Source organism: Thalassolituus pacificus, from assembly GCF_025318105.1.
Taxonomy (GTDB): domain Bacteria; phylum Pseudomonadota; class Gammaproteobacteria; order Pseudomonadales; family Oceanobacteraceae; genus Venatoribacter; species Venatoribacter pacificus.
Genome location: NZ_JAOANI010000002.1, coordinates 81,230 through 95,270 on the forward strand (window position 1 = coordinate 81,230; position 14,041 = coordinate 95,270).

The 14,041-nt window shown below is 47.8% G+C and carries 11 protein-coding genes; 9 read left to right on the forward strand and 2 right to left on the reverse strand.

All coding sequences use genetic code 11. The features are described from left to right. Positions 1-115 precede the first annotated feature (115 nt). Both NYR02_RS00420 and NYR02_RS00425 read right to left on the reverse strand, forming a co-directional pair. On the reverse strand, positions 116-499 hold the full coding sequence (locus tag NYR02_RS00420; protein WP_260974419.1) for a flagellar protein FlaG: 384 nt from the start codon (positions 497-499) through the stop codon (positions 116-118). Positions 500-564: 65 nt separating this feature from the next. After that, positions 565-3,666, reverse strand: a complete 3,102-nt coding sequence (locus tag NYR02_RS00425) for a flagellin N-terminal helical domain-containing protein (RefSeq protein ID WP_260974420.1) — start codon at positions 3,664-3,666, stop codon at positions 565-567. Positions 3,667-3,915: 249 nt separating this feature from the next. Here NYR02_RS00425 and NYR02_RS00430 point away from each other — a divergent pair, with 249 nt between their 5' ends. Genes NYR02_RS00430 through NYR02_RS00470 form a run of 9 tightly spaced genes read left to right on the forward strand, consistent with a single transcriptional unit; the run spans position 3,916 to position 14,037 of the window. Then, complete coding sequence (locus NYR02_RS00430; RefSeq protein ID WP_260974421.1) at positions 3,916-5,952, forward strand: motility associated factor glycosyltransferase family protein; 2,037 nt, start codon at positions 3,916-3,918, stop codon at positions 5,950-5,952. Between the two features lie 2 nt (positions 5,953-5,954). Beyond that, the gene (locus NYR02_RS00435; protein WP_260974422.1) at positions 5,955-6,938 is read left to right on the forward strand and encodes an NAD-dependent 4,6-dehydratase LegB; all 984 of its coding nucleotides are present in this window, start codon (positions 5,955-5,957) and stop codon (positions 6,936-6,938) included. Continuing rightward, on the forward strand, positions 6,931-8,085 hold the full coding sequence (locus tag NYR02_RS00440; RefSeq protein WP_260974423.1) for a LegC family aminotransferase: 1,155 nt from the start codon (positions 6,931-6,933) through the stop codon (positions 8,083-8,085). Before NYR02_RS00435 ends, NYR02_RS00440 begins: the two co-directional genes overlap by 8 nt. After that, positions 8,078-9,217 (forward strand): UDP-N-acetylglucosamine 2-epimerase, encoded by a 1,140-nt coding sequence (neuC, locus tag NYR02_RS00445; RefSeq protein ID WP_260974424.1) that lies wholly within the window; start codon positions 8,078-8,080, stop codon positions 9,215-9,217. Before NYR02_RS00440 ends, neuC begins: the two co-directional genes overlap by 8 nt. Continuing rightward, on the forward strand, positions 9,210-10,289 hold the full coding sequence (neuB, locus tag NYR02_RS00450) for an N-acetylneuraminate synthase (RefSeq protein WP_260974425.1): 1,080 nt from the start codon (positions 9,210-9,212) through the stop codon (positions 10,287-10,289). The genes neuC and neuB overlap by 8 nt, the downstream gene beginning before the upstream one ends. After that, positions 10,276-10,923: an acetyltransferase gene (locus NYR02_RS00455; protein WP_260974426.1), complete on the forward strand. Its 648-nt coding sequence runs from the start codon at positions 10,276-10,278 to the stop codon at positions 10,921-10,923. The genes neuB and NYR02_RS00455 overlap by 14 nt, the downstream gene beginning before the upstream one ends. A 2-nt stretch (positions 10,924-10,925) precedes the next feature. Continuing rightward, positions 10,926-11,990, forward strand: a complete 1,065-nt coding sequence (locus tag NYR02_RS00460; RefSeq protein WP_260974427.1) for a nucleotidyltransferase family protein — start codon at positions 10,926-10,928, stop codon at positions 11,988-11,990. After that, complete coding sequence (locus NYR02_RS00465) at positions 11,987-12,697, forward strand: acylneuraminate cytidylyltransferase family protein (protein ID WP_260974428.1); 711 nt, start codon at positions 11,987-11,989, stop codon at positions 12,695-12,697. Before NYR02_RS00460 ends, NYR02_RS00465 begins: the two co-directional genes overlap by 4 nt. Beyond that, entirely contained in the window at positions 12,694-14,037 is a 1,344-nt protein-coding gene (locus NYR02_RS00470) for a glutamate-1-semialdehyde 2,1-aminomutase (protein WP_260974429.1), read from the forward strand. The genes NYR02_RS00465 and NYR02_RS00470 overlap by 4 nt, the downstream gene beginning before the upstream one ends. The last annotated feature ends 4 nt before the right edge of the window (positions 14,038-14,041 follow it).

Genomic DNA, 14,041 nt, shown 5'->3' on the forward strand with positions numbered 1-14,041 from the left:
CCATCCGGTTTGTATCAAGCTTAGATGGCTCTCAAACAAAAAAACCCTGTACTGGCTTTATCGGCCAATGCAGGGTTTTCTGAAGGGTTGTTTACCTAACCCATACACTGATCACCTAGACTTGCGCGCTGAACAATAAAGATGGTTCCTCATCATTCAATTTCTGCGCCAGTTCCAGAGCCAGCTCACTGGGAATCTGCCGGATTAACTCCGATGATGCCCTGTCATAGACGCGGATAATGGTTTTACCGCTATCCTCATCCAGCTGGAAGTCCAGTGTTCTTTCGGTTTGCTGTACATACTCGTTAATGCGGGAGATTGCATCTCTGACCTGGTCCTGACTCAGTTCCGCAACCTTCTCAGTCCCTTGCGGCAATAACTTGCCGCTGTCGGAACTCACTGTCGGATCACTTGCCGCCTTGGCGTAAGCTTTCTTCCCGGCAGTCGCTGAGGGTGATACAGCTGTATGGTCAATCACATTCAATTTCAGCTCGTTCATAAATCACCTCTCAGGTTCTTGGTTAAGCAGCCAGGGGAAGGCTGGCCTTCCCCGTTAGTCCGCTATTATCCCAGAAGGGACAGAACCTGCTGTCCAGCCGCATTCGCCTGAGCCAGAACCGAGATACCTGCCTGCTGCAGAACCTGAGTACGGGACAGCTCGGCGGTTTCTGCCGCGAAGTCCGCATCCTGAATCCGCGAGTTCGCAGAGTTCAAGTTCTCGGAGGTAACCTGCAGGTTACTTACTGTAGAGCTCAGACGGTTCTGAATCGCACCGAGATCCGCACGCTGACTGGCCACCTGACCAATAGCATTGTCGATCGCAGTGATTGCTGCCGTTGCGCCTTCAAACGTGGAGATATCAATTTCGCTCAGGAACTGACCATCTTCACCACCACCATACTGCGCAACCTTGAAGCCCAGAGCTTCAATCTCATCTTTACCGTTAGAACCCGCTTCCAAAGAAATTTCTTTGGCTGAAGACAAACTCACGGTGCCATAAGTAGTTTCGTAAGTTGCGCCTTCAGTTGCAGAACCTCGGGTACCGATGTTATCGGATACAGTAGCGGTACCGATATCCGCCTCACCGATACCAGCAACCGCTGAGTCCAGACCAATCAGGGAACCAAAACCATTGGCGCCTGCAGCTGCCGGGTCGACACCGTTGTTAGAGCCATCGTTATCCAGCGCGACGGAGATATTACGGCCGTCTGCAGCACGTAACGTGATTGACACACCGTTATCTTCCGCAGTTACCCCGGTCTGACCAGCTTTCTGGTTAATCAGATCAATGGTATTCGCCTTGGTCGCATCAGTATCAATATTACCTGTACCGTCATCAACGAGACTCACCACACCGATATCAACCCCGTTGATATACAACTTGCCACTTTCACCAGCTTCATAACCGGCCGCCTTGGCAGCAGTCTGCTTAGCCGTCATATCTGAAGCTGAGCCAGAGCCAACCACAACCGTTTCATTGGCTGTTGCAGTAACACCGGTTTTATCCGATACCTTGTTAATCGCATCAGCAATCGCGATTGCAGACTGAGATTTAACAGAAGTCTGAATGGCTGAACCATCCGAGGCTACCGTCGCAGACGCTTTATCTGCGCTTACATCTGCAGCTTCGATATTCACGCCATTAATAGTCAGGTCACCTTCTTTAAGACCACGCACCGGTTCCTGTGCAGCATCAACAGAAACACTGTTGATATCCGTAGCACCAGTATTCGTTTCACGAAAGTTGAAGATACTACCGCCAGTGACCGAACCTGATGTTGCAATTCCAGCAACAGCCAGGTTACTGCTGAGACTAATGCTTTTCAGGTCATCACCAGTAACATCAACATCTTTTAAGTAACCGGTTACCAGAACACCAGTGGTCTGCGTACCACCAACACCCGCAACCTTGGCACTACTGGTACCTGTTGCATCGTATACAGTCACATCAAAGCTGGATGTGGTACCACCCGCCGCAGCGCCGCCGGTAATGACCAGTGTGTCACCGTCAGCATCAGTGATAAAAACATCACCGTTAGTCGCACCACCGGTCGCACCAGCAACATAGGTAGCTACAAGGCCAGAGGACGGCGTCGCATTAATCGCGTTGGCGATATCTTCAACCGTTGAAGCGGTTGACGACAAACTGATGGAAATCAGTGCGTTACCTTCGGTAGAGCTGTCAAAGACCTGAAGCTGCCCACCAGTAAAATAACCATCACCACCGGCGGCTTCCAGTTTGAGTTTGGTTTCTGCTGCTACAGAAATGCCATCCAAACCGTTAATAGCATCAGCAATTTCTTTAGCACCCAGATTACCTGTACTGCCTGCACTGAAGCTGGCCGACTGACCATCATTCGTTGTTACCGTAACAGTTTCAGAAGTACCGAAAGCGATTCGACCATCAGAAACCAGACCCTGAGCCGTCGACAACTGGGCACCAGCAGTACCTGTTGGTAAATCAGTACTGAACTCTGCACCAGTAGTCAGCGTGGTCACTGTCGAAGCAACCTGTGCAGCACCGGCTTCATAAGTACCGCGATTAAGACCTGCATTAGCCAGATTACCGTTACCGGTACCATCACCACCGGTAATCGCTACAGAATCGACATCACCATCAGCCACCAGGGTATAGCCACCGTAGTAAGTCTCTTCTGCGGCCAGACCTGTAGCCGCAGCCGCATCCGCATCAGAGGTGATACCACCAGTGAAAGAACCAAACGCGATATCAATATTGCGGCCATCGGCAGCAACCAGCTGCACGCCATTGGCATCAGTACCGGAAGAAACCGCTGTTACACCCGTCTGATCAGAAACAGCATTGATAGCTTCAACAACAGAAGCCCGGGTTCCCGCAGAGTCGGTCGATGTTGAAAGGGAGATATCCACATTATTTAAGGTCAGCGTAACCGTACCGGCCTTAGCAGTCATTTCAGAACCCGAAGCTACGTTCTCGTTAGCGAAAGCTTTAACGCCAGTCTGATCGTACACATCATTAATAGCCGCCGTTTTGGCAATAGCACTAAAGGAAGCGTTCTTGGTAGAGGCTGTATCGTCTGCCGCTTTTGATGGGCTGACAGCAATGTTATTGATGATCAAATCACCATTCTGCAGAGCCGCACCTTTACCTTGGGCAGAAATACCTGATTGCTCAGAAGCACCTAACTTGTTCGCTGTCAGTTCTGAGATAGAAACATCAACAGTCTGACCCGCGTTGGCACCAACCTGGAAGGTTGCAGAAAAAGAACCGTCCAACAACTTACGGCCGTTAAAGTCGGTCTCTTCAGAAGTACGACTGATCTCGGCAACCAGCTGATCCACCTCGGCCTGGAGAGCCTCGCGGTCAACATCTGAGTTAGTGGCGTTTGCAGACTGCACCGCAAGCTCACGGATACGCTGCAAGTTTTCATTCATAGAACCCAACGCACCTTCAGCCGTCTGAGCCAGTGCGATACCGTCACCTGCGTTACGCACAGCAACGTTCAGACCTTTAATCTGAGACGTAAAACGGGTGGAAATCGCCAGACCGGCAGCATCATCTTTTGCGCTGTTAATACGCAGACCAGAAGACAAGCGTTGCAAAGCCTGTTGATTTGATGACTGGGACTTATCCAGGTTGCGCTGAGCATTCAGCGACGCAATGTTGGTATTAATAATTTGAGGCATAACCGTTCCTCCGACAGATTTCACAATCGCCGCCGGATCGTCCCGAACAGCGCGTTCGTGTTGTACATCCTTGTTAACGGCAACAATTCCAAGTCCTTTAAAGAATAATAAGAACCTTTAGGAATAAAAATTAAACTATATATAACCATCAACCCATGCCCATATGGCACAGTCTCTGCTACGTTAAGTCAAAAAGACGCCATCAAGTCGCCGACTTGCCGAGGCCATCCACCAATCAGAGACTCTGCTATGAATTTAGAGCGCCTTGCCGCATTGAAAGTCAAAAATTTGTCATTTATAAGAGATAATTTTCCGGCACTTTATCCGCTACTGAATGAGCACAGTCCTGAAAAAAAACGACTGAATGCCGATACGCAAAAGGACATATTCCAGTTACTGAACACCGAGACTGGTCAAATACTAATCAACAATGCAGAAGAAGCAGCCGAATCGGAAGTGTTGACATTTATTAACCGCTGCCACCGGAACAACCGGCTGTTCACCGTAGCCACCGGATTCCGCAATACTTTTACCATTCCAAGATTTTCAGCAAAAAAGCTGGCTGAGATCGTGGACGAAAGCCCGCTGACGCAAGAGAATTTCAATTTTTATCCCTTTGATAACCACATCCCCATGCTATGCGTCATGGGGGTCGGGTTGGGTTTACATATTGAAAAGTTGCTCCAAAGTGTCTCCGTTGACCACCTGGTGATATGTGAAAAGGATAAAGACGAGTTTTACGCCAGCCTGTTTACCATTGACTGGGAAGCCCTCTTCCTCCCCCTGATTAATGACCCGCATAGATCTGTGACGCTTATGTTGTTGCCAGGCAATAACGACAATGCGGCATTCGGTATCTTATGGAATCACCTGGTTAAACAACCTCCGTTTTTTCCTACGGCAACCGTTTTCTATAACCACCGGGGAACGAATCGTAATGAAAAAATTCTGGCTCGTGTACGCAAAGACATCACGATGTACTACAGCCTGTGGGGAAACTACGATGATGAGATCAACCAGCTGAATAATGCTCTGCACAACTTCCGCGCAGGTATCCCCCGCCTGCGCAAACCACTCAGCACTCATACCGATACTCCTGTACTTATCATTGGATCAGGGCCGTCATTAGATGAAAGAATGGATTGGATCCGGGCCGCACAGAAGAAAGCTATTATTGTTTCCTGCGGTTCTGCCCGCGACGTACTGCGCAGAAATGGCATTCATCCTGATTTTCAGGTTGAACTTGAATCCGATTATGTTGCGGCAGAGGCTTATTCCAGAACCGTTACCCGTTCCGATACCAACGGCACCACTCTCATGGCGGCAGCTCAGGTCCCTCCGAAGATTTTTGCTCTATATGAAAGCAGGCAGATGTACTTCAAAGATTCCACCGCGATGGCCAGTCTGTTTTCTGAAAACAATGTGGTTTCTGGTTGCACTCCGTCAGCCACCAATGCCGGTCTTGGTGTTTTCCTTCACCTTGGATTTGAAAATCTTTTCTTGTTTGGAATGGACTTTGGTTACATTGACCCGGAGAAGCACCATTCCAAAGACAGCATCTATTATACCGATGAGAATCCCGAAGATCTGATAGACAGCACCTGGGATAATCTTGAACAAGGCATGCCAACTCCCGGTGTTCAGGGAAATAACATTAAAACCATACCTTTTCTTTACACCGGAAAACGTCGTGTTGAGGTCGAGCTGGCCTCAGTCATGAACACCCGAACACTTCATGCATACAACTGCTCATTAGGAGCAAAAATCGATAATGCAGAATGGCTGAATGATATCGGTGTTTTTAAAGAAAAGATTCGAAACCTGCCTGGTGATTATAAAAGTGCACTGACCATCATCAGGCAAGCAGGAGATCCGGTTTACCAGGAAGAGCAAGATGACAAGCTAAAATTACTTGAAGACGCCATACGCCGCGTCTCAACACGGATTCTTAACGAACTTGATCATATGGAAATAAGCATGAGCAGCCTTTCTGATACTTCGTATCGGATTGCACGCTTTCTTGAGGAAGATATTTACCAGAAACTCAAGACAATCTATTACATTTTTCGCGGATCAGTCTGGTTTTTCTTATCAATCGGCTATGCACATGCTTATGCACTTGATGGCGAAAAAAGAACAGAGTTTATTAAGCTCTGGCTAAAAGTTTTCAAAGACTTCCTTAACGAATGGCCGGAACACTACTGCTCGATTGTCTATCGCGATGTCAGCGTCGAAAATGATCCATTGCTGACTAAAATGATTACCGAAGCGGTTGATGGAGTATAACGATGCAAAGACCCATTCTGATTACTGGTGCAGATGGTTTTATTGGCTCCCACTTAGCCGAACATTTGGCTAAAGCCGGATATCCGGTGAGAGCTATGACGCTCTATAATTCCTTTAACTCCTGGGGATGGCTGGACAATTCTGCGTTTACGCAAGATATGGAAATGATCAGTGGTGACATCCGCGATCCATTTTTCTGCCAACAAGCGGTCAAGGGCTGCTCTTCTGTCTTTAATCTGGCCGCACTGATTGCAATTCCTTACTCTTATCAGGCGCCGGCCAGCTACGTTGCCACCAATATTGAAGGCACCGTCAATTTACTTCAGGCGGCACGCAACGAAAACATCGAGCATTTTATTCAGACATCGACAAGCGAAGTCTATGGTACTGCCCGCTATATACCGATAGATGAAGACCATCCACTGCAGCCACAGTCTCCATATAGCGCGTCCAAGATCAGTTCTGATTCAATGGCAATGAGTTACTACAACGCATTTGATCTTCCAGTCACGCTGGCGCGTCCTTTCAACACCTACGGTCCGCGCCAATCTGCACGTGCTGTCATTCCGACCATTATCACGCAGATTGCTGCTGGCAAAACCCATATACAGCTTGGTGACCTTTCTCCGACGCGCGACTTTAACTTTGTTGAAGATACCTGTAATGGTCTAATCAGTTTACTGGGTAAAGAGCAGACTCTTGGCGAAGTAATCAACATCGGCAGCAACACCGAAGTATCCATTCTGGATACCGTTCATATGATCCGTGACATCATGAATTCCGGTGTCGACATTATTCACGACAGCAACCGTATCCGCCCGGAAAAATCAGAGGTTCATCGCCTGGTGTGCGACAACAGTAAACTGCTCCGGCTTACCGGATATAAACATCAGATATCACTGGAAGAAGGTCTGAAGAAAACCATCGAATGGTTCTGCATTCCCGATAATCTGTCACGTTATAAAGCAGACCAATACAATGTTTGAGCAGCTGAAAGATTTAATGCAATCTCTATATTCCGGTGAAAGTGCAATCTCTTTACACCGGCCATCTTTTACGCAGGAAGAAGAGTCTGCTGTTGCCGCCTGCGTTCGCGGTAGCTTTGTATCTTCAGTTGGCCCTGAAATCCAGAAATTTGAACAATTGATGGCTGATTTCTGTTTATCGGGGCATGCCATTGCGACAGTCAATGGCACCGCTGCACTGCATCTTTCGTTACATGCTTTAGGAGTTCATAGCGAAGACATTGTACTGACTCAGTCATTAAGTTTTGCTGCTACCGGACATGCCATCCTGCAAACAGGAGCTAAACCGGTTTATATCGATATTGCCTTACCTGAAGGTAGTATGTGCCCGGTAGCCTTACTTCAATTTCTCGAAGAAGAATGCAAACAGCAGGAAAACATCTGCATTCATAAAGCCAGTAAACGCCGGATTGCGGCATGCGTTCCCATGCACTCATTCGGCGAGCCGGCAAAGATAGCGGAAATTGCCGAGATATGCCGTAATTGGTCAATCCCATTAATTGAAGATGCCGCCGAAGCATTGGGCAGTTTTACTCAAGGGAAGCATTGCGGAACCTTTGGTATCTGTGGAATTTTAAGCTTTAACGGCAATAAGATCATGACCACAGGTGCTGGCGGCATGATCCTTTGCAAAGATGAAACACTAGCCAAGCGCCTGAAACATTTATCGACAACAGCCAAAATCCCGGACCCATTTGAGTTTCGTCACAGTGAGGCCGGATTCAATTACCGTTTACCCAATTTGAATGCCAGCCTGGGAATCGCGCAATTCAAAAAACTGCCAAATTTCCTCAGCATAAAAAAAGGAATTTATAAAGAATATAAGAAATTCTTTCAGCCTTTTGGCTACAACCTGGTAAATAACCCGGAAGCTCAATCTAATCATTGGCTCAATACTGTCATCATGAACAGTGCTGAAGAAAAAGAAGAGCTGTTACAGTTCCTTAAAGAACACGATATCCAGGCAAGACCCGCCTGGTATCCACTACACCGGCAACAACATCTGCAATCGGCGGTTGAAATTCCGCTGCCACAAACAGACTGGCTATACAGCAGAGCAGTGAGCCTGCCAAGCAGCGTGCCACTTGAGGCTCGCCGTTATGATTAAAATTGCATGCTTTACTGCAACCCGTGCAGAATATGGACTGCTGCACCCTGTACTGAAAGTGCTGAATGAAGCTGACGACTTTTCGGTCAGCCTGATTATCAGCGGCACACACCTGGATAAAACATTTGGTAACACCATTGAAGACATTAAAAACGATGGAATTACCTCATATAAAACACTTCCTCTGAACTATTCAGACGATAGCCCCAAAGGGAATGTTACACGTTCGGCTGCGGTATTGAACGGACTGGCTGAAATTCTGCCTGAATTGGCGGCAGACGCTGTGTTAATTCTCGGTGATCGTTATGAAACGCTGGCGGTAGCTCAGGCCTGCTGCATGATGAATATCCCGATTCTGCATATGCACGGTGGAGAACTGAGTTTTGGTTCCCAGGATAATCAATTCCGTCATGCCATCAGCAAACTGTCACATATTCATTTTTGCGCTACAGAAACCGCTCAAACGCGACTGATGAAAATGGGGGAATCACCAGCGCACGTATTTCTGGTCGGTGCGCCAGGCGTCGAAAACTGCCGGAAACAGCCACTAGTGAACCTGAAGCAGCTTATTCAGGAACAGGACATCAAATGGCAGCCGAAAAATATTCTTTTTACCTATCACCCAGACAGCCTGGAAACAGACGTAAGCGAACGAGAGTTGAATGAAATACTCTCTGCCTTTGAAAGAATACCTGGGCTTGGCATCATTATTACTTACCCAAACTCCGATTCAGGGCACAAGGCAATCATCAACAAAATTCATGAATTTCAGTCCAGAAATCCGGAACGGATAAGCGTTCATAAGAGCTTGGGCGTGCAGCGTTATTTAACCCTGATCAAAGCGGTGGATGCCGTCGTCGGAAATTCATCAAGCGGCATCATTGAAGCGCCATCAATGGGCACACGAACACTGAATATAGGCAGCAGGCAAAAAGGCAGAGAACGCGCACTCTCGGTCACAGACGCGGAGCCCATTACAGAGGACATTCTGTCTGCCTTGAAAACGATTCTGAATAGCAATAAAGGTCCATTCAGTAATCCTTATGATCAGGGCGATACAAGCGCAAACGTATTGCATGCCCTGAGAGGTTTGAGCTTCTCATCGCTGCTGGAGAAAGAGTTTTATGAATAACCCGGGGCACGTACTGATTATTGCTGAAGCTGGAGTCAACCATAATGGAAGTCTCGATATGGCCCTGCAACTTGTCGATGCAGCACTCAATGCCAAAGCAGATATTGTTAAATTCCAGATTTTTGACAGTACCATGCTGACGACCCGTCAGGCAGAAAAGGCTGACTATCAAAAAGCATCAGGTGATCGAAACCAAAACCAGCAGACAATGTTAAAGGCACTGGAGCTGAGCCATGAAGACTTTATAAAAATCAGCCAATACTGTCATGACAAAGGGATCGAATTCCTGGCCACTGCATTTGATGAACCTTCATTAGATTTTATGCTGTCAGAACTGCATGTAAAACGTTTGAAGATACCCTCCGGAGAACTGACCAATCTGCCCTTCATTCTGCGCCACGCACAGTCTGGCCTGCCTTTAATACTGTCAACCGGCATGGCTTCGGAAGAAGAAATACAAGAAGCGCTGGCAACCGTCGCTTTTGCTATTCGCTACCCGGATCGCGAGCCCGTCAGCCGGGAAGAACTTGCCGCAGCCCTTAAAAACATTCCGCATGACACTCTTTCAAACCGGGTTACCATATTACAGTGCACTACGGCCTACCCCACTGCGGATCAAGACGCAAACCTGCGGGTAATTCCAAGACTGAGTAAACGCTTTCGCTGCCCCGTCGGGTTTTCTGATCACACAGCGGATATATTTGCCACGCCACTGGCGGTCGCTGCCGGAGCAACGGTAATAGAGAAGCACTTCACGCTGAGTCGCAACCTTCCCGGTCCTGACCATCAGGCATCACTGGAAGCCGATGAACTACGGCAGCTGGTTGATGCTATCCGGCGCACAGAAACGCTGCTCGGTAGTGCCGAAAAACGCGCCAGTCCAGCCGAAGCCATCAATATGCAAGCGGCCAGAAAAAGCCTGGTAGCTGCGCAACGGATTAAAAGTGGTCAGACACTGACAGCTCGCGATATTACCGCCAAAAGACCCGGCAATGGCCTCTCACCAGCCTGTTATTGGGACACCATCAATACAATCGCCAGCAAGGACTACGATCAGGATGAATTCATCTGATTTACCCATTCTCATATTAGGCACTGGCGGACATGCAAGAGTCGTGGCCGACGCGTTGCTGTGCAACGGTCAACAGATACAAGGGTTTCTGGATCCGGTACCTCAATTTACTGAGTGGCGGGACATCCCTTATCTCGGCACAGATGACATTCTATCCAGCTTTTCACCCGACACCGTCAGACTCGCTAACGGCGTTGGTTCCGTCCCCTTCACAGATACACGAAACCGGGTAACAGAAAAATATGAAAACGCGGGCTTTTCCTTCTGCCGTGTTATTCACCCATCAGCCATTATTGCCGCCGATACAAAACTTGCCGAAGGCGTGCAAATACTTGCCGGTGCAATCATTCAGACGGGCGCTGTACTCGGCAAGCACGTCATCATTAATACTGGTGCCCGCATCGACCACGATTGCGCAATAGACGGGTTTTGCCACATTGCTCCCGGCGCCACGTTGTGTGGTTCAGTACGGCTGGCACAAAGGGTGCATATAGGAGCAGGAGCGACCATCATTCAAGAAATTGACGTTGGTGCCGATACTGTAATAGGAGCCGGTACAACCATCACCCAGTCAATCGATTCCATGCAGGTGGTACGTAGTCCGGAGGTCGTCACTGAAGCCAGACGGGGGTAATCATGACACATTGGCAAAGCGTGTTGCTTTCAGAAACAGATACGATAGAACGTGCCATTAAAGTCATTAATGATACCAGTCTGCAGATTGCACTGGTTTGTGACGATCGATGCCAATTGCTTGGCACAGTGACAGACGGTGATATCCGCCGGGCACTTCTGAACGACAGAAATCTTGCGTGTCCACTACATGAGATCATGTGCAAGGAACCCGTTACGGCAACACCTTTACAGTCTATTGCACAGATACGCGCACTGATGAGCCGGCATTCAGTTCAGCAGGTACCCGTTGTCGACGCTGGTGTTATTATCGACCTGTACACCGCACGGGAACTTGATTCCGCCAGAAGAAAGTCCAACCCGGTTTTTCTGATGGCAGGCGGCTTTGGTAAACGCCTCAAACCACTGACCGACGACTGCCCGAAACCACTGCTGAAGATTGGTGATAAACCCATTCTGGAAACCATTCTGGAAAGTTTTATTGAGCACGGCTTCCACCAGTTTTATATTTCAACCCACTATCTCCATGAAAAAATAACCGGCTACTTTGGCAATGGTGAACGCTGGGGAGTCGATATTCACTACGTTCACGAGGAATATCCGCTGGGAACGGCCGGAGCACTAAGCCTTCTGCCAGATGATCTGCGGGAACCTATTCTGATGATGAATGGCGATTTGCTGACCAAGGTAAACTTTAATCAACTTCTTTCGTACCACGAAGAACATGAAGCCACGGCCACAATGTGCGTTCGACGTCACGAATATCAGATTCCCTATGGCGTAATACACAGCGACGGCCATCAGATAGAAAAAATTGTGGAAAAACCAATCCAGTCGTTTTTTATCAATGCAGGTATTTATGTGATTAGTCCTGAGCTGCGCAGAAAAGTCTCTTCATCTTCACCTACTGATATGCCGGACTTACTGCAGACCCAAATAAATTCCGGTAAAAATGTATCTCTCTTCCCAATTCATGAATATTGGCTCGACATAGGCAAAATGCCGGATTACAACCAAGCTCAACAAGACTTTCTGAATGACTTCAGTGGCCGGGAAATACGCGGATGATCGACGATAAACGTGTGCTCTGTATTATTCCGGCCAGAAGTGGCAGCAAAGGACTGAAAGATAAGAACATCCGCGAACTGGCAGGAAAGCCTCTCCTTGCCTGGCCTGTTTGTTGTGCCCGCGACAGCAAGTATATAGACCGCATTATTGTTTCCACAGATAGTGAAAAATACGCAGTTATTGCCCGCCAATACCAGGCAGATGTTCCCTTTCTCCGACCAACCGGGCTTGCGCAAGATACGACAACGACCATTGACGTTGTCAACGACCTTTTAAACCAGCTGCAGGAAAACTACGACATCCTCGTCTTACTGGAACCCACGTCGCCGCTTACTGAAGCAAACGATGTTGATATTGCTCTTGAATCACTGATTGAATCATGGGAAAAGACAGATGCCGTTGTTGGCGTAACACAGGAAATAAAATCTCATCCTGCGTACTTATTAACACTCGGCGATGACAAAAAAATTCATAGTCTTAACACCGATTTTTCCAAAGCAGTACGACGCCAGGAATTATCCGCGGTGTACCGGATGGATGGCACGCTCTACATAAGTAAAGTGGATGTATTACAAAAAAAACGTGGTTTTTACCATGATCGGACAATGGGCTTTGTAGTACCGGAATGGAAGAGCTATGAAATTGATTCTTTAACGGATTTCATATGCATTGAAGCGATCATGAAGAACAGAGAGGTACTATCGTGAATCTTCCGGCAAAAAAAACAGCCAGCAAAAGCTACCAGCAACGTCTGAAAGCAGTTATTCCTGGTGGTGCACATACATACTCACGTGGTTCAGATCAGTTTCCTGCTAATGCTCCTGAAATTCTGAGCAGTGGCTCCGGTGTTTATGTAAAAGATGCCGAAGGTAACGAATTCCTTGATTTTGGAATGGCGCTCAGATCCGTTGCGATCGGCTATGCCGAATCCTCGGTAAATAATGCTGCCATCCAACAAGTCATGGCAGGCAACAATCTGACGCGAGCGTCCCTGATTGAACTGGAAGCTGCTGAGCGACTGACTGGCATGATAGCCAGCGCCGAAATGGTAAAGTTCACCAAAAATGGCTCTACTGCGGTATCTGCAGCGGTGAAACTTGCCAGAGCATATACTGGCAGAAAGTTAGTATTGCGCTGTTCAGACCACCCTTTTTTTTCCTTCGACGACTGGTTCATCGGGTCAACGGTTATCAACCGGGGCATCCCGGAAGAAATATCCGGACTGACCATCACGTTTCCCTACAATGATGCGCAGGCATTGCAAAGTATTCTGGCTGAACACGGTTCCGGTATTGCCTGCCTAGTGATGGAGGCAGCCACAACCGAAGAGCCAGTTGCATCCATTTTTGAACAAGGAAAATCCTACCTGAACGATGTAGAATTACTTTGTAAAAAGTACGGTATCGTTTTTATTCTTGATGAAATGATAACCGGATTCCGCTGGCATCAATATGGCGCACAGGCGCTTTACAATATTCAGCCAGACCTGACAACATTTGGTAAGGCAATGGCAAACGGATTCTCAGTAGCCGCCGTTGCAGGTAAGCGCGACATCATGGATCTAGGGTCGATTGATGAAGCCGGACAGGAACGTGTATTTCTGTTATCTACAACTCACGGAGCTGAAATGAGTGGCTTGGGTGCATTTGTGGCCACTATGGATTTTTATGACAATCACGACGTCATCGGTCACATGTGGGAGTTCGGTAAGAAACTCAAACTCTTGATTAATCGTAAAGCGCTCGAACACGGATTGAAAGACAATCTGATAGCCTCCGGCTTTGACTGCTCACCCGGCGTTACACTGAAAGATCATGATGGTAAGGTATCTATGCTTTTGCGTACCTTATTTATGCAGGAGATGCTTAAAAGCCAAGTGATGATGCCCTGGGTTTCCATTGCCTATCATCACGGCGAAAAAGAACTCAAACATGTAGAGCGTGCTCTGGATCAATCACTGACTATTATCCGCAAAGCACTGGATGATGGGATCGGTCAATACCTGATCGGTGAGCCTGTAAAACCCGTATTCCGCCAGTATAACTGAAGGT